Raw genomic sequence first — 22297 nt, 5'->3', positions numbered from 1 at the left:
ACTCCGCATGGAACGCAAAATGAACTCGGAAATGTTCGTTCTTCGTAGTGTAGCCTGCTTAAGTATAGCCCTGCTGCATGCTCTTTATCGGGTTTATGATGATGGAAATACATCTTGGGTAGAGTCGGTGGGTTTACTGCTAACGTTTGGCACACCTGTATTCGTATTTATCTCCCAATTCGTGTTGTCATTTGCCTATCCCAATGAAATTCCAGCGAGATTTTGGGAGAAAAGAATCAAGTATATTTTATTGCCTTACTTTTTTTTTGGGACCTTGTATGCAGGACTAAAAGGATTGGAGCTGTCGAGTAGTGATGGCATTCCTTTGCTGCAGGCTTTTTGGTATTACCTCTGGCGTCATTTGCTGATTGGAGATTTCCATGGTTATTTTATACTGATTATCTTTCAGTTTTATGCTTTATTCCTCTGGTTTCAGACGTATGCGAAGCGGCTTAACCCCCGCAATGTTCTAATCGTATCGTTCCTTATTAACGTTATCTATTTGGGTTTCTTCAACTTTACTACGCCCGCAGATACGGCAGCCGCCCATTATTTCTGGGATAAAATGTACTGGATTTTCGCACCTGGTTGGATTTTTTACTTTACAGTAGCCTATTACTTGGGACGAAATGAGCTGTGGTTCCGGGAAAAATTAAAAAAGTTCCGCATAGCCGTATACACGCTCCCGGTTCTGACAGGTGCGCTAGTGCTGTTCGTGAATAGTCAAGGCTGGATAACGGCGCATAGCTCCAAAAGAATTGATATGCTTCTATTCGCCTTAAGCATGATTTTGCTGCTCTTCTCCGTGGCATCGAAAATGAAGAAAGTGCCACGTGTACTGGAATGGAGCAGCAGATACTCTTTTGGCATATACTTGCTTCATCCTTTGCTATTGGCTATATTCGTCAAGCTTCCAGCTTCATTTGGGTTACAAAACCTTGGACTATTTAGTGTTCTGCTGCAATTTGTTGGTTGTGTGATAGGCTCGGCACTTATAATGAATTTAGCGAATCGTATTCCTGGCGGAGCGTATGTATTCGGTCGGATCGGCGTTGGGATAAACCCAAGCAAACCACCGAAATCGCTGGATAAGCCGATAACTCCGAGTATTGGGAATGCAAACTAGCTTGGATTTGACCGGCCGCTAATCGTCTGTATTAAGGTGATTAGTGGTCTTTTTTGTTTTTGTATTAATTGCGATTACTTCGCTAATTACATTGCTATTACATCGCGATTACATCGCACTAGCAGCATCCTCTCAATTCTCATTAAAAAAGCAAAATAGTTGTAAAAAGTACAATTAAGCTCTTATGCTCGCAGCTTTAGGGCAGTTTAATTGCAAATTTTACAACTATTATTCTAGAATCCCGCCATATTGAGGCAATTGCTCGTATTTAAGTGTATAGAGTGCAACTAAATCCACAAAGGCTACCTTCAAAGCGTATATAGTTGCACAAAATGCAATTAAACAAACTTCGTCGTTACCACGCCTTAGCTGCACTGTGCGTTGGTGGTAAATACAATTAAACAAACTTCGTCGTTACCACGCATTAGCTGCACTCTTGCACATTGGCGGTAAAGTCCCAGTATAATTGTTATATTATGGTCAGTTCACACGAGGTCTTGTTTGTTCGGACTGTATTGCAGCTATTTTCACTTTTTAGTTCATTTTGCGATAGTTTCGGACTGTATTGCGCTTATTTCCATAAAAACACACATTATGGAAGCTACTTTGCACGAATAGCTGCATCTAAGTCCGATAATTTAGCAATATGAATGAAATTATTAAATTAACGGCTCCTCAGTCCGATCTATAGTGAGGGGGATCTAATTAGATGAACTTCGATTATAGTCGAAGGGACCTAAATTAGTTAGTATAATTAGGTAGTCCCTTTATGGTTTTTTACATCCAGAGAATAATGCATCGTGCAGAATATTAGGAGGAAATGAATAGTGGAACTTGGAGTAAGCACATTTGTCGAGACCACACCTGATGTCCAAACGGGTGAGACAATAAGTCATGCAGAACGACTACGTGAAGTAGTGGAGGAAATCGTACTTGCCGAAGAGGTGGGATTAGATGTATACGGAGTAGGTGAGCATCATCGGCATGATTATGCGGCGTCTTCACCTGCGGTTGTACTGGCTGCGGCTGCTTCGTTGACTACTAAGATCCGGCTGAGCAGTGCTGTAATGATCCTGTCTTCAGCCGATCCGGTGCGTGTGTTTCAGGACTTTTCAACGCTGGACGGAATTTCAAACGGACGTGCGGAGATTATGATCGGCCGGGGTTCGTTTACAGAGTCTTTTCCTCTATTCGGATATGATCTGAAGGATTATGAAGAACTGTTTAATGAGAAGCTGGAATTGTTATTAGCCATCCAAAAGTCAGAAAAAGTGACCTGGAAAGGCAAACACCGAGCAGCTATAGAAAATTTGGGGATTTACCCGCGTCCGGTTCAAGATCCTTTACCGATTTGGATCGGGAGTGCTGGAAGTCCAGAGTCTGCGATCCGCACAGGATCACTAGGTTTGCCTTTTGTTTTAGCGATTATAGGGAATGTTCTACCACTGGATTATGCGTCACATGTACAGCTTTACAAAAAAGCAGCAGCTGAAGCCGGGCATGATATTTCAAAATTTCCAATCGCTTCGCATTCACACGGGTTCATAGCGGAGACTAATCAGTTAGCGCTGGAGAAATTTTTTCCTTCAACGTATGCCCGGACCAATGTGCGGGCGAAGGAAAAAGGAACACCTCCGTACCATCGTGCAGATTATGATGCAGCGTGTAGCTTAGATGGCGCCCTTTACGTAGGTGATCCAGAAACTGTCGCTAATAAAATCATTCATCTGCGCAAGCATGTGGGAATTACGCGATTCTTTTTACATGTGCCGCACGGCACGATGCCTCATGAGGATGTTATGCAGGCGATTAGACTGCTGGGCACCGAAGTGGCCCCACGTGTGCGGGAAGAAGTAGCGCGCTGGGAAGCAAGTAACCGCTAATTTAGTAAGCTGCGTCCTTAGGACGTGGCTTTTTTTGTAAGGTATACTGAAGAAATGAATAGCGTTTTATACAGGAGGGGCAATGGAAAAAAATCATTATTTATCTCAATTCAATTTGCTTCAATCGTTAGGACTGGAAGATCTTATTGAAATGGAAGAATTAACGCGAATAACAGTAGTCCCCAAAAATACATATATCCAAATACCGTCAACCTTTTCTGAAGGGCTGTTTTTTGTGAAAAAAGGGAAGGTTCGCTTGTACCAATTAAACGCAAACGGTAAGCAATTTACATCGGATATCCTCAGTGAGGGTAATGTTTTTGGTGAAATGGGTATGATTTCTTTTGGAACGAAGGAACATTATATTGAAACGATAGAGGAAAGCCATATCTGTACAATTGATCCTGCAAGGTTTGAAGAATTTATCTCTCACCGGCCTAGGTTTATGATGTCATTATTGCAAGTATTGAGCGACCGCATAAAAAGTATGAGTCAGTTAACTCAAAATCTAGCCATCGGAAATCTGCATGATAAAATATTGTGCGTTCTTTTAAAGCTAGCGGATCAGCATGGGGTTGAGCATAAGGATAATTGTTACAAAATTAATGTTCCTCTATCGCATCAAGAAATCGCTAATTTAATTGGAGCCAGCAGAGAAGCTGTAACAGTGGCATTGCAAGAATTGGTGAAAGCGGAGGTTATTCAGACAGGGTTCAGAACTATCTATATCCAGCGAGACAAGATTTTGGAAAGAAATATAACATAGCTATCGAGTTGTAAACGAGATTACAGCTTCATTTTTAGAAACAACGGTATCCTAGCTATGACATGAAGGTGATTTAAGCTTTCAAATCATAGTGAAGGGACGATTTCCATGGAACACAGGAAGGGCGCTCGAAAGGTTACTGAAATTCCCGTTGAGATTGTAGAACTGCTGAATAAAGGATATTTACAGACCGTGAATTTAACGGAATGGCTTGCTGTGGATCATCTTACATTGCTGGAAAATGTACTGAATGAGCTAGGTTTTGAACAGGAAGCTAAACCAATTTTACAAAGGCTGAATGCGTTATCGGAAAAGAAAATCATGAAGCTCATCCCGGTGATTTCACGTGAGTGGCAGCTTCTATTTGACTGTAAATCAGAGCTGGAACGTTCCCGATTATTTGCTGTGTTAGCTCATCATAAATCCGATAGTGTTCGCTGCTGGGCTGCTTATATCGTGGGCCAGAATCATCAATGGAGTCTAGTTCAAAAACTAACAGCAATCCGTCCTTTTGCAGCGGATGGTCATTTTGGGGTGCGTGAGATTTCATGGATGGCTTTAAGGGAATCAGTCATTGCCGAGCTGGATGCTTCCATTGAATTATTAAAGGCTTGGGTTCATGATCAGGACGCAAATATTAGGAGATTTGCGATCGAATTGACGCGCCCACATGGGGTATGGGCAAAGCATATTACAGCGCTCAAAGAAAATCCAGCGATTGGCCTTCAGCTATTAGAACCGCTTAACTCTGATCCGGCAAAATACGTTCAGGATTCTGTAAGCAATTGGTTAAATGATGCTAGCAAAAGCCATCCGGCATGGGTACAGCAAATTTGTGATGAATGGTTGAACCTATCAGGTACCAAGGAAACAAAGCGGATTGTAATCCGGGCTACAAGAAGTATTACTGATCAAAAATAAAATAAGTGCATCACTTTAGACTGGATAATCAAACGTCAAACACTATGGGCTAATAAGTGTTGGCGTTTTTTTGTTGTGGAGTTAACTTGGATAATTCAAGAGAAAGACTCCTTCGTGTTTATTATTTAAACCAAAATTCATGAAAATATTTATATTGTTAATCCTCAGGTCATCTGTTATACTCAGAAACACCAAATGTTATAAAAACTAACACTAATTATAGGGATGGAGGATTTTCGTATGAAAAAACAAATAATTCGTAATGTAGGTGTCACGTTATCCCTGTTTTTAGGGGTGAACTCGTTATCGAGTGTTATGTATGCTAACACATCGAACGATGCGTATAAACCCAAAACCCATGTACTGAAGGCGAATTCGGAAACTGTTCGATGGGGGAATATAGGTAAGGGAGATCCAGCTCTAACTGTGCATTCGGGAGACATCGTAACGGTTGAGGCCATTACACATCACTCAGGGGATGATTACGAGCGGATGATTAAAGGAGATGCGGGAGTAGAGGATATTTTCCACTGGATTGAAGGGGAGAAGAACGAAGCGCTCCGCGGGCCAGGCGTACACATTATGACAGGTCCTATCGCTGTTGAAGGTGCTGAACCAGGAGATGTGCTGGAAGTGAAGATTCTGGACATGAAGCTGAGACCAAATGGGAATGACCAATACGCTGGCAAAACATATGGCGTGAATGCCGCAGCGAACTGGGGCTATCTATACGGAGATATGGTAGAGGAGCCGAAAAAGCGTGAGGTAGTAACTATCTACGAGATGGATACGGAGGGTGGAACAGATTATGCAACAGCTGTATATAACTACAAATGGTCTGTGCAAACCGATCCAGATGGTCAAGTGCACCCGACAATTGACTACCCGGGTGTTATCGTTGACCATAATACGATTGATAAGAACTTCGATGTGCTAAAAGGCGTGAAAATTCCGGTACGTCTCCACTTTGGTACAATGGGTGTGGCGCCGAAAGAAGCGGATGTTGTTGACTCCGTTCCACCTTCTTACAACGGCGGTAACGTAGATGATTGGCGGATTACCGAAGGTGCAACGATGTATTATCCAGTATCCGTAGCTGGTGCACTTCTGTCGATCGGTGACCCGCATGCCGGTCAAGGTGATTCGGAGATTAACGGAACTGCGATCGAGACATCGGTCACTGGGGATATACAAGTCATTCTTCATAAAAAAGCATCGCTTAACAACAAGCTGAAAGGTTTAAACTTCCCATTACTTGAAAATGAGAACGAGTGGGTTGTACATGGATTCAGCTACGCCAATTATTTGGAGGAGCTGGGGGCTAGTGCTCAGACGGATATCTTCAAAAACTCGTCCATCGACAAAGCGATGAAGGATGCCGCTCATAAAACAAAAGATTTTTTAATGGCTGGAATGGAATTGAGCGAAGATGAGGCGTACTCTCTGATGTCTGTGTCAGCTGATTTTGGAATTACACAAGTGGTGGATGGAAACTGGGGCGTACACGCCTTAATTGATAAAGGTCAATTCGGAGATCCCGAGCGCAAGCCCGTGGTTTTACGGAGCAGCTTTGAGAACTTTGGAGCAAAGGTTGGCTGGCAGCCAGCCACTAAGACAGTTACGCTAAGCTACAATGGCAATGTTCTGGAGATGAAGGTTGGAGCGACAACGGGGATTTACAACGGAGAGACAGTGAAGCTTGTAGCCCCAATAAGTGTTGTGAACGGGAAGATCGTGGTCAGCGAATATTTCGTGAACTTTTATAAAGCTAAGCTGGCTAAGACAGAGTAGGACGAAATAGCAATTATTCGATAATCCTAAAAAAATCCAAATGAGAAAAGAACCGTCTTTATAGGCGGTTCTTTTTCTTATATATTCAATCCGTCCTGATTTTTGTGGCGTTTTAATAAGATTTGGTTTTCTACACGTACCAGTCCATCCAGACAGTAGATTGATTCATGCATAAACCGTTCCATCTCTTCAAGATTCTCTACCAAGATGTGAATATGCAGAATACATGGTCCCGTCATTTCGTATAATACAGCTACGCGTTCGTTTTCCTTTAATACATCGACGATATGATTTAAATGAGCAGGTTCTACTTCAAGTTCCAGGTAGGCGGAGATTTTCTTTCCTAGCTTTTCAGCACTGATGACAATCGAGAACTGTTCAATAATCCCTTGATTGACTAGCCGATCAATACGATCTTTCACCGCGACACTTGATAAACTGACTTCTTTAGCTAGATCAGTATAGGAAATTCTGCTGTTTTGGGCCAGCCGCATCAAAATATGGTTATCGATAGGATCTAGCATGCGGATTCGTTCACCTCTTTTTTCGTAATTGTATCAGAAAAAAAGTGGAAATGCCTAGTAGCGCTTTACAGTAGAAGTGTGTGACGGCATTCTCTCCTGAAGATAGTTGACATAAAAGAATTATTTCACTATACTGGCTGTAATCTTATATACGATATACGTTGAAGGAGCCCAGTAGTAACTTAGTCCCTGTTTCAGAAAGCCGGGGGGTGATGAAACCCGGTACACACTAAGCTTGCGAATTACACTTTGGAGTATCTCGGGTAATACCGAGCGGAATGGCGAACGATATCTCGTCAAGAGTGGTATCAATGGTATGCTTGAGCATAAGCGTTTCATGGGTGCAATCTGGGTGGTAACACGGTTATTCAATCGTCCCTATGTCTACAATAGACAAGGGGACGATTTTTTTTGTTTTTAAATATAAGGATTTATAGGGTTCACTTCATCAATACTCCTTATATTTCTCGCTGAAACGGTCCCGTCCTAATCAGGAGGGCGAACCGTTTCCGCTTGGCGGACTGATGTTTCATTTATAGGATAACTACTAATTTTGAGGGGTGTAAGGCAATGAATATTATCGACGAACTAGAATGGCGCGATGCCATCAATCAACAAACAGATGCCGAAGGGCTTAGAGAACTGACCAATCAAAAATCGGTATCCCTGTACTGCGGTGTAGATCCAACAGGTGACAGTATGCATATTGGCCACTTGATTCCATTCATGGTGCTCAAAAGATTTCAACTGGCAGGACATCGTCCGGTGATTCTTATTGGTGGGGCTACGGGAACGATTGGTGATCCAAGTGGGCGTCAATCTGAACGCTCTTTGCAAACGCTGGAGCAAATCCAAGCCAACGTTGACGCACTTACAGCACAGATGAAAAAACTGTTCGTGACTGATGGCGACAATCAAATCCGCATGGTGAACAACTACGATTGGACGCATAAAATCAATGTTATCGAATTTTTGCGTGACTATGGTAAAAACTTCAGCATCAATTCGATGCTTGCCAAGGATGTTGTAGCGAGCAGATTGGACAGCGGAATTTCCTTTACGGAATTCTCCTACCAAATCCTGCAATCCCTGGACTACCTGCACCTGTTCCAGCATGAAGATGTGCAGCTGCAAATCGGTGGTTCTGACCAATGGGGGAACATCACAAGTGGCTTAGATCTGATTCGTAAAAAAGAAGGTTCTGAGGCGGTAGCATTCGGACTTACCATCCCGCTTATGCTGAAAGCCGATGGTACAAAATTCGGTAAAACAGCTGGCGGAGCCATTTGGCTGGATCCGAACAAAACGACAGCTTTTGAATTCTACCAGTTCTGGGCGAATACAGATGACCGTGATGTTGTGAAATACCTGAAGTACTTTACATTCCTCTCTAAAGAACAAATTGATGCACTTGCAGAAAAGGTGCAGACCGAACCGCATAAACGTGAAGCGCAAATAACACTGGCTGAAGAAATGACCAGATTCGTGCATGGTGAGGAATTGCTGGAGCAGGCTAAACGTATTACTGCCGCTCTGTTCAGTGGAGATATTAAATCTCTGACCGCTGACGAGATCGAGCAAGGCTTCAAGGAAATGCCGACCTACGAAACGACATTGGAGTCCAAAAATATCGTGGAGTGGCTGGTAGATCTAGGAATTGAGCCATCCAAACGTCAAGCGCGTGAGGACATCACCAAAGGCGCAATTTCCATGAATGGCGAAAAAGTTAGCGATGTAGCATTTGAAGTTACAGCCAGCGAAGCCATCGGCGGACGTTTTATCATTATCCGTAAAGGTAAGAAAAACTACAGCCTGGTGAAATTGTCCTAATAATAAGAAGCCTTCCTTATGAATAAGGAAGGTTTTTTGTTGTATTTTAAGTATAGAGGCCGACTATTTGCATATTAAGTGAAATTTGAAAGGTGAAATCGTCAAAATTATGGTAAGCTTAGGGTTCGTGTGATTTATGGATTAACATGATATTCTACAACTATAACAGAAAATTAGGAGTGGTAATTTGAGAAGACAAAAACCAATGACCATGGAAGAATTAATGAATGAGTTACAAGGACAGAAAACGTATCAAGAAGATCCCAATCACATCTCTTTCGAGAAATTGTTTAATGAAGCGTTTATGAGTAAGTATTCCAATTACAAAAGTTTCGATGAGTTTGTAACCAAAGGGAACTTTCAAGTAAAGACAGAAGAAGATGTTGCTGACATACCTGATGAACTGTTTGATCGTCATGTTGTTAGGGAGACGAAGTTTGCGGATTGGAAATCCATGTTGGAAACAGCAAATAGAGAATACGTCCGTAATTAATAAGACTAGTCTCTAACTACCGTTAGACTCATCCACAAAGAAACTGCACACCCTTATTGCTTTGTCCCAACGGACAATGGGGAGTGCAGTTTTTTTGTGCCCAGTTATTTGACCAGCTATGATGTTTTACTCATCGTTGACTCGCAGATCTATGATTTAATTGAACAAATAGGAATTAGGTTTTACAAAGATAGTATTACATAGGAGGGGCAGAATCGTATGACTGCATGTATACAAACCTCTAAGCAGGAGACCCTTCATGTCATGTGGAAAACCGTCTCAGAGGATTGTAATCTAGCCTGTGATTATTGCTATTACAGTACTGCCGGGGGACATCCTCAGCAACCGATCCGAGTGATGGATACGGAGCTTCTGGAGCGGTTTATCGCTCAGTACATGAAAAGATCATCAGGGATAGCGACTTTCTCTTGGCAGGGTGGGGAGCCATTATTGGCCGGACTTCCGTATTTTGAACAAGTGATTTCATTTCAAGCTAAGTACGCTCCGCCTCATACGATGATCAGTAATGCACTGCAGACCAATGGAACGCTTATCCATGAGAAATGGGCGAAATTTTTTAAACGGTATAACTTTTTGGTCGGGATTAGTCTGGATGGCCCAGAGCCTATTCATGATGCTCATCGTGTAACGGGTTCGGGGAAAGGCAGTTATGATCTAGTTATGCGTGGGATTCGTCATTTACAGAATGAGGGTGTGGAGTATAGTATTCTGACGGTGATTCATGAAGATAACGTGACGAAACCAGATGAGTTGATGGCATTATATCTAGAACACGAATTTCCTAATATTCAGTTTATCCCCTGCATGGATTTTGTTTCTCAGAAAAGTGAAGTAGCGGGACGTTTCCGAATTACACCTGAACAATACGGAGTCTTTTTATGCCGTACATTTGACCTTTGGTACAACGGTGGGTACCCAGAGCTTCCTATTCGTATTTTTGAGAATATGCTTCTTGTATTCATGCATCGTGAGGCAGAGTCATGCGTTCACAACTCATGTTGCCCGAAGATGATGGTGCTTGAAACGAACGGGAATGCCTACCCTTGCGATTTCTTTATTGATGAAGAGCATAGGCTAGGAAATATCGGCCAAACTGACTTGGAAGCACTGCTAAGCAGCCCAGTATATGATGATTTTTTGTTAATGAAGCCCAATATGAATGAATCATGCTATAAGTGTGAGTACCTTAGCTTTTGCAATGGGGGATGTCCGCGCAACCGGAATTGGCTTGATGTTAATGATCGGACTGAGGTTGATTATTTCTGCCATAGCTATAAAATATTCTACTCATACGCCTATGAACGCATGCTATTACTGGCGAACCGACTTAGATCGGAGCGGATGCTGGAGTACAGGAAAAGTGCAAAACCACTTCCGGGTCGAAATGATCCATGTTTCTGCGGAAGCGGGAAGAAATTCAAAAATTGCTGTCAGGCATTATAGCTTTGACTAGATAAGGTTGTCCCAACAGTCATGCAAAGGATTGGGAACAACCTTTTTGTTATGTTATAGAACCATATGATTTCTCGCCATTATTGCCGCACCCGTCACCACAGCTTCTTCTTTTAATATACCTAGGGAGAAGTGAGGTTGGTATTCAGGATAACGGTAAGTGTTTCTCTGTGCCACCTCCACCGCTGTTTGGAAAAACAACTCGTGAGAGTGAATGAGTGCACCGCCTAGAATGATGGTCTCTGGATGAAACAGGTTGATAACGTTGGCGAGCCCGATCCCGAAGTGGCTGGCAGCTTGGGTAAATAATTCACGCGCGTGTGGATTACCGTCTCTAAAGGCTTGTACCAATACATCATAAGTCAGCTTCTCAGGCGCCACTTTATATCTTTGGAGGATCAGATCGTTGTCCATTTTCGCCTCTGAGCGCGCACTTTGTTCTAGTGCCTGCACAGATACGAATGCTTCCAGAGCCCCGTAGTTCCCGTCATGATTTAATCGGGGTCCATCTGTCTGGATGATCATTTGACCAATGGCATCTTCCATATCCATTGTGCCATGAACAATACTTCCATGCGACATCATCGCATAGCGGAGTCCTGCTCCAGCATGTACATAAAGCATATGCTGAATGTTTGCGTGACGGATAGACCATCGTTCCCCAAGCAGTGCAGAATTGGCACCGTTGTCCAACCATGCCTTGAACCCCGTCCGTTCCTCCACCAGTTTGCAAATCGGCAGATTGTTCCAGCCTGAAGAAGGGAAGTGCAGCGGTTTTAGGATCAAGCCATTTTCCCGATCAAGTGGCCCCACAGCCCCTATTCCTATCCCTATGATTTGACTGTCCACTAACTGATGGTCCCTAAGGAAAGCGCGTATTTGATTACTGATATGATCTATAAATCTTTCAGGTGTGAATGCCTGATCCATTCGCCAGTGAACTATTGATTTTGGGTTCATTTGCATATCAAATAAACCAAGGGAAGAATACACCCTGGAAATCTCTAAACCGATTATATAACCGTAGGAAGGATTGATCTGGTATAAAATGGGTCTTCTTCCTCCGCTAGATTCTCCAAATCCGCTTTCTATCAGCAAGCCTTCTTCCGTCATCTCATCTAATATCCGGGTCATTGTGCTTTTGGTAAGCGAAAATGTCTGTAAAAGATCCAACTTGGAAACAGTGCCTTGTTCGGCGATTCGGTCGTATAGGAGTTTTTTTGGTGACGGAATATGTGTCGAGCGCTTTTCCACGATATACCTCCAAGCTATATATAGGATGAACTTGTAAGATCGTTTTTTATATAGTTTGTATTTATTAACATGAATATAGTATAACTCATAAACCCTTGGTTGTATTTTACCGTTCAAAAAACTTAATTTCATTTTGGGAAAAAGTGATATAATGAAATTACGACAGATTATATAAGGGTGGATTCCATGAGAACAACTATGAAAACAAATATGATACCGAATACAGACCTGAGGATAAGTCTATTGTTTCAGTTGTTTTGGGTATTTGTTCGAATTGGTCCTGTAACCTTCGGGGGAGGTTATGCGATGATCCCTATGATCGAACGGGAAATTTCCGCTAAACGAAAATGGCTGGGTGAAGAGGAGATGGATGAAATTCTATCTTTAGCTGGTGCTGCACCTGGGGGTGTAGGTGTAAATGCAGCAGCATTCATTGGTTATCGTCTTGCTGGTGTGAAGGGTGCGATTGCTGCAATCGCAGGGATAATGATTCCGACCTTTATCATTGTTTGTTTGCTTAGCGCCGTATACTCCCAACTGGCAGACCAGCCAAAAGTCATTGCCGCTATGAAAGGGATAAATGGTGCTGTTATTGCCTTGATCCTAGTAGCTGCATATCGAATGGCCAAGAACGCTATAATTGACAAGACTACCGCTGTTACGGCGTTAGTTATACCGGTTGTTTTACTGGTTTTCGGAATTAATCCCATTTACGTGATTGCAATTGGTCTATGTATTGGGTTTGTATATCTGCAAATTAAACAGCTCTTAGGGCTCCAAGTTCGAACGGAGAAGGAGTCCTTGAAAGCTTCTGATGAAGAATCGAATTATCCGGAGTATTACATCTAGGGGGAAGCGATGTGATTTGGAGTTTGTTTTTCACTTTTATAAAAATTGGCCTTCTCTCGTTTGGAGGAGGGTACGCCATCATTCCGATGATTCAGCATGAAGCCATGGCTGGGGGTTGGTTATCCGAAGGGGAATTCCAAGAGGTAGTTTCCATCGCAGGGATGTCACCCGGGCCTGTTGCAACGAACAGTGCAACCTTGATCGGATATCGTATAGCCGGAATCGAAGGAGGGATTGTGTCAACATTAGGCATGGTTCTGCCCTCATTTTTAATCATCATCGTTATTTCCGTCTTCTTTTATCGGGTGAGGGACAGTCAATGGATTAAAACGTTATTTTATGGTTTGCGGCCAGTGATTACAGGCTTGATTGCCTATGCTGCGATTCGTTTTGGCTTAAATAGCGTGCAACATGCTTTTATTACTTGGCAGACCCTTGGCATGTTGATCATTGTATTCGCTGCACTTTATGGTTTAATGAAATATAAGCTGCATCCGCTCACCATTATCGTTGCTTCTGGCATTCTTGGGGTAGCTTTTTTTTAGACAGAGCCGGGACGATCCCAGATTGGAGGTAAATCATGTCAGAGAATATACGGGCTTGTTGTTCAGCTAGTCGAAATCAAGTCGCGAAACAAGAATCTATTGATGTTTGTAAGGAGAACACAACGGTTCAAGGAGTAACAGGGGTGAAAGATTTCTCGGACATGATCCTTATCCCTGGAGGCACTTTTCTTATGGGGACGGATGATAAGGAAGGGTTCCCCGCAGATGGAGAAGGGCCGACTAGGAAGGTTACCTTATCTTCCTTTTTGATGGATGGAACGGCGGTTACGAACAAGCAGTTTGCTGCTTTTATCAAGGAAACAAACTATGTTACAGATGCGGAACGATTTGGATGGTCTTACGTGTTTCATTCTTTTGTTTCCATGGAGACTGGGAAAAAGGTGACCCAAGTAGCCACTCAAACCCCCTGGTGGTGGGTGGTGGAGGGAGCGGATTGGTGTCATCCTGAAGGTCCGGATTCCCATGTAGATGAACGACTTGATCATCCGGCTATTCACCTATCATGGCATGATGCGGATGCATATTGTCGTTGGGCTGGTAAACGTCTGCCTACGGAAGCGGAGTGGGAGTATGCCGCACGAGGAGGACTGGTTCAGAAACGGTATCCTTGGGGGGACGAATTAAAACCAGACGGAGAGCATCGCTGTAATATATGGCAGGGAAAGTTTCCCGATAAAAATCATGCCAGCGATGGTTTTGCAGGTACCGCACCTGTAAGTTCCTATCTGCCCAACGGCTATGGTCTTTATAATATGTCAGGAAACGTGTGGGAATGGTGCACGGATTGGTTTACTAAGGACTATCATTTATTTTCCGAAGCCGTGAATCCGAAAGGTCCAGTAAGTGGTGTCGCAAGATCGATGCGCGGAGGATCGTATTTGTGCCATAAATCTTACTGCAACCGTTATCGGGTGGCGGCTAGAAGCAAAAATACTCCAGACAGCTCTGCCGGGAATATTGGCTTTCGATGTGCGGCTGATTATACAGGTTAGAGCACTTTTACGACTACTACATAAGAAGGAGGAACTTCCTTGTCCTCTATCATCCATAGTCAGTTTGACATCAGCGTGCTGGACGTCCTAAAGATTCAATATCAGAAGCGGATCCTGTTCGATTACGTCCAGTCTTGTTATACCGTCTCTTATATCCAAAAAGGTGAGGTATTGACGACATCCTCCGAAGGAGAATATGTTGCTTCTGCCGGAGATGTGATGATCCACCGTCCTAACGAGCCTTTCAATGTAATCTCCAAAACGGATGGCGTACATTATCTGTTTAATATTAACGCTAAAGTTAAAGACGGAGATGACTTTTTTAAGTTATTCCCTTTAGGCAAGGTGATTCGGGTCCGGGATCGAAGCGAATATGAGCGAAGGTTTGACGAGTTGCGAAGCCTGTGGTTGCAGGAGGAAGATGATTTCAGGAATGTTCAGGTCGGTTCATTGGCATTTTTTCTTCTTTATGAAATTATGGAGAGTACCAAGCTTGGCGGGCGCCGCTCTTCACGAGATCCCTTTATCACGGACCGCTTTAACGAAGCGTTGCAATATATGGAGGAGAGGCTTGATCAGGAGATTAGTAGAGAGGAGCTTTCCAAGCTCTATCATATGAATCCTGTTTATTTTAGCCGGGCATTTCAGAAAATATATAAACTGACACCCATGCAAATGCTGCGAAAATTGCGGCTGCAGCAAGCTAAACAAATGCTGGAATATACGGATTATCCAATCGAGCATATCTCCCAGAGATGTGGTTATTATGATGCTTCACACTTCAGCAAGGTATTTCGTGGCGAATACGGCAAGGGGCCGGCAGAGTACCGGAAAAGTATCGAATTTACAAAAACAAACATCGCTGCTCCATAGCGGAGTTTTCCATATTCATTTACTCTTATAAGCATGAGCAGATCATTCTAAGCTCCCCGAATCGAGCGTAACCATTTCGATGAAAAGGAAAGGCAGGGAATAACTCATGAGAATCTTGTATTTGGATTTGGATTCGCTTCGCCCGGACCATCTGGGATGTTATGGCTATCATCGGAATACCTCCCCGAATATCGATTCAATCGCTAAAGAAGGTGTCACCTTTACCAACTACTATTGTTCAGATGCTCCTTGCCTGCCGTCTCGTTCCGCCTTAATGTCGGGGCGATTTGGCATTCATAATGGGATTGTAGGGCATGGCGGAACCGCTGCTGATATGCGTAGAGAAGGAGCCAAACGTGAATTCAATGACCGTCTGGGGATGGAGAGCCTTCCGGCTATATTAAGGCAAGCGGCGATGAAAACCGCATCGATCAGCACCTTCTCCGAACGACACTCGGCGTGGACCTTTAACGCCGGGTTCCAAGAAGTGTTTAATGTTGGTGGCAGAGGGCATGAGACGGCAGAGCAGGTGCTTCCAGTGGCACTTAAATGGATTGAGGATAACGGGGAGTCCGAAAATTGGTTTCTGCACCTGAATTTCTGGGATCCGCATACACCTTATCGTACACCCGAGAGCTACGGTAATCCGTTCGAGAAGGAGCCTTTACCCGATTGGATCACGGAAGAAGTGTTTGAGCTTCACCGAAATAAGAAGGGGCAGCATAGTATTGAAGATATGAATGCGCTCGCGAAATCGTATTATCAGCAGCATTTCAGGCATCAGCAGGAGATAGAGAACCGTGATGACCTGCGTGTTATCTTTGACAACTATGATGCTGGAGTTAAGTATCTGGACGAGCATCTCGGGAAAGTTTTTTCTAAGCTGAGAGAACTTGGCGTGATGGAAGATACGGCTATCTTGATCTCTGCGGATCATGGAGAGAGTCTGGGTGAACTAGGAATTTACTCCGAACATGGCACAGCAGACGAGGCGACTTGCCGTATTCCGATGATTGTTCGCTGGCCAGGGGGCAAGAAGGGAATCGTGGAGGAGGGGCTACATTATCACCTTGATCTAGGACCTACATTAGCGAGCCTTTTGAATTTGAAAGCGGCTGCTTCTTGGGATGGTGAAAGTTATGCAGGTGCTATTCTGAAGGGGAATTTGGGAGGGCGTGAGTATCTCGTAATCTCACAATGCGCGCATGTGTGTCAACGCAGCGTCCGATTTGCGGATTGGTTATATATACGTACCTATCATGACGGACACCATGGATTCCCGCAAGAAATGCTGTTTGATTTGAAGCATGATCCTTATGAACAACATAATCTTGCCGAAGTACGTAAAGACGTTTGTATGGAGGCTGTCTATCTGTTGAATGAATGGCATGATCATATGATGGGCTCCATGGATTGTGATATCGATCCATTATGGACGGTACTTATGGAAGGTGGACCCTACCATGCCAAAGAGTATCTGAGCGCATCCTTATAGGATGCTTAATAATATCCTAATAAATGCGGCGAATGAAAGACATATGAAAGGGAGGTTGCCCTGAATGGGCAACCTCCCTATTTATGTTCTCGCTTTTTGTGGATCTATTAAAGATCCGGGAAGCCTCAAAACGGTCTTCGTCCCGCTACCCTCCTTACTGTACAGCAGAACGCCGCAAGGATCGCCATACTTAAGATTTAGACGATTATTGACATTTAGGAGACCGATATGATCTCCTGATTCTATATTCTTACCAGCCAGCAACTCCGTAAGTTGTTCCAGTCTTGTTGTATCGATACCTACACCATTATCTTCAACCACGATTTCAAGCAGCCCCGCTTCGTTTTTCTCTACGGAGATCAGCAGAATTCCTTGTCCTTGTGCCTCAAGCCCATGACCAAGCGCATTTTCAACAATAGGTTGAAGGATCATTTTAGGCACGGGAATGTGTAACCATTCCTGTGGACACAACAGCTTGTAAGTAAATTTGTCCGGGAAACGGCCTTGGTAAATCCTCACACAAGATTCCGCGATTTTCAGCTCTTCCCCAAGAGTTACCTCCTCTTTGCCTTTGATGCTGTACTTGAGCATTGTGCTTAAGGCGGTAGTCATCTCGAAGATATCCCGATTTCCTTTTACGATCGCAACGCCCTTGATTGTATCTAAAGTATTGCTTAAGAAATGCGGATTAATTTGACTTTGTAAATACGAATATTCCGCCCGCTGCTTTTCCAGATCGGTCAGATAAAGTTGAGTTGAAGCATCGATTAATTGGTCTGTCAAATCGTGGATCCGTGTGGTCATATCGTTGAACTGTCGAGAGATGATTTCAATCTCAGCATAGCCCTTTAAATCGACCTTGTTGTTCAATATCCCCAGACTTCCACCCTTTAATTGATTCATATAGCGCATAAGCCTAGACAACGGTCTTAAGAGATTCATCATAAGCACAGAATAGGGAATAGAGACGACCAGCAAGATTAAGGCTAGAAGAGCATAGCTGACCTTCTTCAATTTCTCCAGTTCTTTCATTAAATTATGGACAGGAACAGCAGTTATGATTTTTCCAGAGATCTCCGGTAAGCTAAAGGACTGAATTGCATATTTCTTTCCATGAACCGTCTCGACGATGGACTCTCCATCCCTTCCAGTTGCCCGAGTTTGAAACTGCTGGAGCATATCCTCCGGCTCATTGCTATTAGAGTAGATCATGCCTTTATCATCCATCATAAAAAAGCTGGTTCCGACCAATCGGGGATACTCAGAAATTTCAGTTTGAATGGCTTTCATATCTACAATAACTGCGAGATAGCCAATTTTTTCACCATATAGGGACGTGTCACCTGAAGCGAAGATGTTCATCCCGAAAAGCAGTTTTCTCTTGTCGATGACTTTGTCTGGAGGACTGTATCCGCGATAATGAACGATTCCATCCTCCTCAGCTGTTTTCATAAGATCGATAGCATATTTTGTTCTTCCTGCTAAGGAAATACGTGTGTTTGAGCTACCGATAACAATAATATCTAAGATATCCGTGTTCATATTTCGGGCGATGCTCAACAATCCTTCAACTTTTTGGGATAGATCGTAGACTCGAAGCTTATCATTCTCGACTAGGAACTTTTGGACGGTCGAATCGTAACCCACATTCATCATCATGGAAGAGACGTTGGCATAGTTGTCAGAAATCCGTTGTTTGAGGAGGGAGACCAGCTCCGTATTGTATTGCGTATTTTGATTAATGATAGTCTCGCTTGATAGTTGGTAGACTCGTGAAACGATGATTGGGATAATGGCAACAATAAATAACCCGAATAGCAAAACCTGAGTACGGATGGATAGTCTCTTAAATGTCTTCATTGTTTTGTTCCCTATATTGTGTAGGTGTCATTTTGAGATGCCGCTTAAAAATTCGTGTGAAATAGAAATAATCCTGAAAACCGCATTTCTCACCGATTTGGTAAATGGAAAGGTTGGTTTCGATCAGCGTTTTACAAGCGTATTCAATTCGTAAACGACTGATATGTTCGATGATGGTCTCGCCGACCTCTTTTTTGAATAATTGGCATAAGTAATTTGGGCTTAAAAAAAACTGATTGGCTAATTGCTGGATCGAAATTTCTTGATTGAAATGGTTGCGGATGTATAACATGATTTCTTTGACTTTGTGGTTTGAGATTCGTGAAATATCAGATTCGTTTCTGTTCATAAAAATATCAAGTGTCATAAGAATCAGATCATCGATCATAGCTTCAGCCGTGCCGTACCGATAATAGAGCTGTTCATATCCTTCAAAAAAACGGCCGCTAACCCGAGTCCCTTCCCGAGGAAATAAGTAGAGGATCGATGTATAGAGCAAATAGGCTTCTTTAATGGTGAACGTTCCCTCTTTGAATAATTTCTTTATCGATTCCATGGCTGCTATGAAACCGAGCCGGTCTTTATTATGAAGAATCCGGGAAATCTCTTTGAGTTTCTCGTCGATCGGTATGTCCTGCTGTGGATTCACCCTGTAACATCCGGGCATCCCTGTTGCGAACATACTGAAAGCAGCATGAGAGGCGGACTCTAAAGACGCATCTAATTGGTGTATATCCGAAATAGGAGGACCGATCCCGACTCCGCACTCTTGTACAACTTCTGTTTGTTCAAGACCCTGGAGGAAGACTTCGTATTGGCACTCTTCCAATAAGTAACCATACCGACGGCGGCTCATTGGGAAGACCAGGGAAGAGAACTGCCTGACATCTACAGGTGAACTTAACCCTTGGATAACAATGGGGATATGAGGGGTATCTTTCGACAAGGGTATTTTCTTCTCATCCAACCATAAGTTAATTCGTTCAAGATCTCCGGAACAAACCGCTTCATAAAGTTCGAAGTCGTGGATAGGTTGTTCTTTAACTGTCTTGGAATCGTGTTGCTGGGCTATTCGGTTGAGCATTCCTTCAATTTCTTCGATTTCAAAGGGTTTGAGGCAATATCCGAAAGTGCCATAATTCATTGCCTTTTGTGCATAAGCGAACTCGGCATGTCCGCTGAGTACGATAAAGATCGTATCAGGCGCGATGGCCTTGCCACGTTGAATGAGCTCTAGTCCATTCATAACAGGCATCTTGATATCTGTTAGAACAAGGGTGGGGCGAAGCGATTGAATTAATTGAAGGGCTTCTTGCCCATTTTCGGCATCGTCGATCACTTCAAAGCCGTATTTCTTCCAATTCACTCCTGCTTTAATTCCTTCTACAATCCACTTCTCATCATCTGCAATAATTACTGAACGCATAAGTGAATCCCCCTCTCTTTATAGAGCTCTTAGATTTATCCTAGCGATTGTGGACCAAGGGGGGTATGGACGATCTTACGCTCACTATGTCCGATATTACGTGCCACAGGAAGGTCTCCCGCAAAGGTGTGAAAAATCCACATAATCGGAGTTGTATTCTCTATACAAGAGAATTTACACTCCCGATATAATTTACCATATAAATCGCTTACAAGCATAACAAACTCATACAGAAAGGTGGGGAGAAGATTGGCTGATTCTGTAACCGCTCGTACGCCTAAACGAAGCTTAAAAACTCGTGCTCCAAAGCAAAGTTTAGGAAAAACGATTTTACAGTACAAGTATTTTTACCTCATGGTTCTACCGGTGTTAATCTGGTATGCCCTCTTCAGCTATGCTCCCATGTACGGTGTAACGCTAGCGTTCAAAACATTTAATTACAGTGAGGGGATTCTGGGAAGTCCTTGGGTTGGCTTGGAGAATTTCCAAACGCTGCTGACCGACCCCGATTTTCGCAAGGCGTTTTGGAATACGGTCATTATCAGCTTGATGAAGCTGGTCACTCATTTCCCGATGCCCATTATCCTGGCGATTGTTTTATATGAGTTTTCCAGGACAAAAATGAAGCGGTTTTTTCAGACGATCCTGACGTTCCCGCATTTTATATCGTGGGTTGTACTGTCGGGGATTATTATCAATATTTTAAGCAAGGACGGGATTTATAACCAGATCATCATGCTGTTTGGTGGAGATCCGAATTCTCCTCTTGTCGATGAAAGTGCATTCAGACCCGTTCTGTATATCACGCATGTGTGGCGAGAGATCGGTTGGGATTCAATCATTTACCTGGCGGCTCTGGCAGGGATCAATCCTGAGCTGTTTGAAGCGGCTGAAGTGGACGGAGCGAACCGGTTTCGCCGTTTGCTAAACATCGCATGGCCGGGTTTGAAGAGTACAGTCGCAGTTCTGTTAATCCTTCAAGTTGGACAACTACTAACCCAAGGTTCGAGCTTCGAGCAAATTTTCAACCTGTATAGTTCGCCGGTATATTCGGTTGCCGACACGATCGATACTTACATTTATCGGACTTCCTTCACGATTGGAGGAGACTTTGGATATATGACCGCCGTGGGTGTCGTCAAGTCCATTATCAGCCTAATCCTTTTATGGGCGGCCAATACGTTCGCTAAGAAGATGGGCGAGGAAGGGCTGTATTAATCTGCAGGAAAAGGGGAGAAGCAAGTGACCGACACAACGGTTAAAAAGAGAAAAAAGTGGAGTGTCTTCGATATCGTCGCATTCGTGGTTCTGGGGCTCCTAGCAATAGTAACATTTTTTCCTTTCTATAATGTTCTTATTATCTCTGTGGCAAAGTTCGAAGCGATTAGTAAAAGTGACTTTTATATTTTTCCGCTTTCGTTTGACCTGTCCGCTTACAAGCTTTTGCTTCAGGATATGAAGTTTTGGACTTCCATCTTTAATTCTGTCATCGTAACTGTGGTTGGCGTGTTGTTCAGTATGACAATCTCTGTGGCGGGAGCTTACGCATTATCCAAGCGGGGTATGCCCGGCAGAAACATAATGCTCAGCTTGATCTTGTTCACTATGTTTTTCAATGGCGGTTTAATTCCTTTTTACTTAGTCGTTAAGGATCTAGGATTCGTAAACAATATACTCGTCATGATCATCCCCGCGGGTCTCAATACGTTTTATCTAATCATTATGAAAAACTATTTCAATACCATTCCAGAAAGCTTGGAAGAATCGGCTAAGCTGGACGGGGCGAATGATCTGTACATTCTTTTCAAAATCATTATTCCGATCTCTGCTCCATTCATGGCGACTTTTGCTTTGTTCTATGCTGTGGAAAGATGGAATGAATGGTGGTATGCGCTGATTTTTATCAGTGACGCTGCAAAAGCACCACTTCAGATTTATCTGCGGGAGACACTCATTACTTCGAATTCCTTGCTAAGCCAAATGGCACAAACGATGGCCGAGCAGGAGCAGACGGGGAAGGTCTACACACCTGCACTTCAAATGGCAGCGATTGTAGTTTCGAGTATTCCGATTATTGTTGTTTATCCGTTCCTGCAGAAGCATTTTAATAAAGGGATTATGGTGGGTTCAATAAAAGGATAAGAAAGATTTTAAATAGATTGATTCTATCCTAAA

The 22297-nt window shown here is 43.3% G+C and carries 19 protein-coding genes; 15 read left to right on the top strand and 4 right to left on the bottom strand.

All coding sequences use genetic code 11. The annotated features are described in order from the left end of the window. The first annotated feature begins 7 nt into the window (after positions 1-7). The 5 genes from NST25_RS18055 (at position 8) to NST25_RS18035 (ending at position 6487) form a co-directional block, all read left to right on the top strand. A complete protein-coding gene (locus tag NST25_RS18055) occupies positions 8-1126 on the top strand; it encodes an acyltransferase family protein (protein WP_340392091.1) in 1119 nt (372 codons plus the stop codon). Positions 1127-1953: 827 nt separating this feature from the next. Continuing rightward, positions 1954-3009, top strand: coding sequence for an LLM class flavin-dependent oxidoreductase (locus tag NST25_RS18050; RefSeq protein ID WP_340392089.1), 1056 nt, complete (start codon positions 1954-1956; stop codon positions 3007-3009). An 82-nt stretch (positions 3010-3091) separates the two neighbouring features. Then, positions 3092-3775: a Crp/Fnr family transcriptional regulator gene (locus tag NST25_RS18045; protein ID WP_248548789.1), complete on the top strand. Its 684-nt coding sequence runs from the start codon at positions 3092-3094 to the stop codon at positions 3773-3775. 108 nt (positions 3776-3883) lie between these two features. Then, positions 3884-4696: a DNA alkylation repair protein gene (locus NST25_RS18040; protein ID WP_340392088.1), complete on the top strand. Its 813-nt coding sequence runs from the start codon at positions 3884-3886 to the stop codon at positions 4694-4696. Between the two features lie 240 nt (positions 4697-4936). Further along, positions 4937-6487 (top strand): acetamidase/formamidase family protein, encoded by a 1551-nt coding sequence (locus tag NST25_RS18035; RefSeq protein WP_340392085.1) that lies wholly within the window; start codon positions 4937-4939, stop codon positions 6485-6487. 77 nt (positions 6488-6564) lie between these two features. Here NST25_RS18035 and NST25_RS18030 read toward each other — a convergent pair whose 3' ends face one another. Then, positions 6565-7011 carry an Lrp/AsnC family transcriptional regulator gene (locus NST25_RS18030; protein ID WP_038571749.1) on the bottom strand — a complete coding sequence of 149 codons (447 nt, stop codon included), beginning with the start codon at positions 7009-7011 and terminating at the stop codon, positions 6565-6567. A 570-nt stretch (positions 7012-7581) separates the two neighbouring features. Here NST25_RS18030 and tyrS point away from each other — a divergent pair. The 3 genes from tyrS to NST25_RS18015 all read left to right on the top strand — a co-directional run bounded on the left by tyrS (position 7582) and on the right by NST25_RS18015 (position 10798). Continuing rightward, positions 7582-8841 carry a tyrosine--tRNA ligase gene (gene tyrS / locus NST25_RS18025; RefSeq protein ID WP_076129736.1) on the top strand — a complete coding sequence of 420 codons (1260 nt, stop codon included), beginning with the start codon at positions 7582-7584 and terminating at the stop codon, positions 8839-8841. Between the two features lie 205 nt (positions 8842-9046). Next, on the top strand, positions 9047-9334 hold the full coding sequence (locus NST25_RS18020; protein WP_036688213.1) for a hypothetical protein: 288 nt from the start codon (positions 9047-9049) through the stop codon (positions 9332-9334). A gap of 219 nt (positions 9335-9553) precedes the next feature. Continuing rightward, positions 9554-10798 (top strand): anaerobic sulfatase maturase, encoded by a 1245-nt coding sequence (locus NST25_RS18015; RefSeq protein ID WP_076214721.1) that lies wholly within the window; start codon positions 9554-9556, stop codon positions 10796-10798. A 63-nt stretch (positions 10799-10861) separates the two neighbouring features. Here the strand turns inward: NST25_RS18015 and NST25_RS18010 are convergent, their stop codons facing one another. Next, positions 10862-12061 carry an ROK family protein gene (locus NST25_RS18010; protein WP_339168294.1) on the bottom strand — a complete coding sequence of 400 codons (1200 nt, stop codon included), beginning with the start codon at positions 12059-12061 and terminating at the stop codon, positions 10862-10864. 186 nt (positions 12062-12247) lie between these two features. Here NST25_RS18010 and NST25_RS18005 point away from each other — a divergent pair, with 186 nt between their 5' ends. The 5 genes from NST25_RS18005 to NST25_RS17985 all read left to right on the top strand — a co-directional run bounded on the left by NST25_RS18005 (position 12248) and on the right by NST25_RS17985 (position 16836). Then, the gene (locus tag NST25_RS18005) at positions 12248-12910 is read left to right on the top strand and encodes a chromate transporter (protein ID WP_340392082.1); all 663 of its coding nucleotides are present in this window, start codon (positions 12248-12250) and stop codon (positions 12908-12910) included. Positions 12911-12921: 11 nt separating this feature from the next. Then, on the top strand, positions 12922-13455 hold the full coding sequence (locus NST25_RS18000) for a chromate transporter (RefSeq protein WP_076214731.1): 534 nt from the start codon (positions 12922-12924) through the stop codon (positions 13453-13455). Between the two features lie 35 nt (positions 13456-13490). After that, positions 13491-14468: a formylglycine-generating enzyme family protein gene (locus tag NST25_RS17995; RefSeq protein WP_340392078.1), complete on the top strand. Its 978-nt coding sequence runs from the start codon at positions 13491-13493 to the stop codon at positions 14466-14468. A gap of 39 nt (positions 14469-14507) precedes the next feature. Next, entirely contained in the window at positions 14508-15341 is an 834-nt protein-coding gene (locus NST25_RS17990) for an AraC family transcriptional regulator (protein ID WP_340392076.1), read from the top strand. A gap of 106 nt (positions 15342-15447) precedes the next feature. Then, complete coding sequence (locus NST25_RS17985; RefSeq protein WP_340392074.1) at positions 15448-16836, top strand: sulfatase; 1389 nt, start codon at positions 15448-15450, stop codon at positions 16834-16836. An 81-nt stretch (positions 16837-16917) separates the two neighbouring features. Here the strand turns inward: NST25_RS17985 and NST25_RS17980 are convergent, their stop codons facing one another. Both NST25_RS17980 and NST25_RS17975 read right to left on the bottom strand, forming a co-directional pair. Beyond that, positions 16918-18696 (bottom strand): histidine kinase, encoded by a 1779-nt coding sequence (locus NST25_RS17980; protein WP_036688197.1) that lies wholly within the window; start codon positions 18694-18696, stop codon positions 16918-16920. Next, entirely contained in the window at positions 18683-20122 is a 1440-nt protein-coding gene (locus tag NST25_RS17975; protein ID WP_340392073.1) for a response regulator, read from the bottom strand. Before NST25_RS17975 ends, NST25_RS17980 begins: the two co-directional genes overlap by 14 nt. Before the next feature lie 249 nt (positions 20123-20371). On the opposite strand from NST25_RS17975, the gene NST25_RS17970 reads away from it, so the two are divergent. Together NST25_RS17970 and NST25_RS17965 are read left to right on the top strand one after the other, a co-directional pair. After that, positions 20372-21340 carry an ABC transporter permease subunit gene (locus NST25_RS17970; RefSeq protein ID WP_076129727.1) on the top strand — a complete coding sequence of 323 codons (969 nt, stop codon included), beginning with the start codon at positions 20372-20374 and terminating at the stop codon, positions 21338-21340. 24 nt (positions 21341-21364) lie between these two features. After that, entirely contained in the window at positions 21365-22264 is a 900-nt protein-coding gene (locus NST25_RS17965) for a carbohydrate ABC transporter permease (protein ID WP_076129726.1), read from the top strand. Positions 22265-22297: the final 33 nt, after the last annotated feature.

Origin of the sequence: Paenibacillus sp. FSL E2-0190, from assembly GCF_037992965.1 — a bacterium.
Lineage (GTDB): Bacteria > Bacillota > Bacilli > Paenibacillales > Paenibacillaceae > Paenibacillus_AQ > Paenibacillus_AQ odorifer.
Note: the sequence above shows the minus strand (reverse complement) of the source record. Positions and strands in the feature narration are given on the sequence as shown.

Coding starts and splice junctions, on each gene's coding strand:
- NST25_RS18030 (WP_038571749.1), bottom strand. CDS start 7,011: ATGCTAGATCCTATCGATAACCATATTTTGATGCGGCTGGCCCAAAAC.
- NST25_RS17975 (WP_340392073.1), bottom strand. CDS start 20,122: ATGCGTTCAGTAATTATTGCAGATGATGAGAAGTGGATTGTAGAAGGA.
- NST25_RS18035 (WP_340392085.1), top strand. CDS start 4,937: ATGAAAAAACAAATAATTCGTAATGTAGGTGTCACGTTATCCCTGTTT.
- NST25_RS18020 (WP_036688213.1), top strand. CDS start 9,047: ATGACCATGGAAGAATTAATGAATGAGTTACAAGGACAGAAAACGTAT.
- tyrS (WP_076129736.1), top strand. CDS start 7,582: ATGAATATTATCGACGAACTAGAATGGCGCGATGCCATCAATCAACAA.
- NST25_RS18045 (WP_248548789.1), top strand. CDS start 3,092: ATGGAAAAAAATCATTATTTATCTCAATTCAATTTGCTTCAATCGTTA.
- NST25_RS18005 (WP_340392082.1), top strand. CDS start 12,248: ATGAGAACAACTATGAAAACAAATATGATACCGAATACAGACCTGAGG.
- NST25_RS17985 (WP_340392074.1), top strand. CDS start 15,448: ATGAGAATCTTGTATTTGGATTTGGATTCGCTTCGCCCGGACCATCTG.
- NST25_RS18055 (WP_340392091.1), top strand. CDS start 8: ATGGAACGCAAAATGAACTCGGAAATGTTCGTTCTTCGTAGTGTAGCC.
- NST25_RS17995 (WP_340392078.1), top strand. CDS start 13,491: ATGTCAGAGAATATACGGGCTTGTTGTTCAGCTAGTCGAAATCAAGTC.
- NST25_RS18040 (WP_340392088.1), top strand. CDS start 3,884: ATGGAACACAGGAAGGGCGCTCGAAAGGTTACTGAAATTCCCGTTGAG.
- NST25_RS17980 (WP_036688197.1), bottom strand. CDS start 18,696: ATGAAGACATTTAAGAGACTATCCATCCGTACTCAGGTTTTGCTATTC.
- NST25_RS18015 (WP_076214721.1), top strand. CDS start 9,554: ATGACTGCATGTATACAAACCTCTAAGCAGGAGACCCTTCATGTCATG.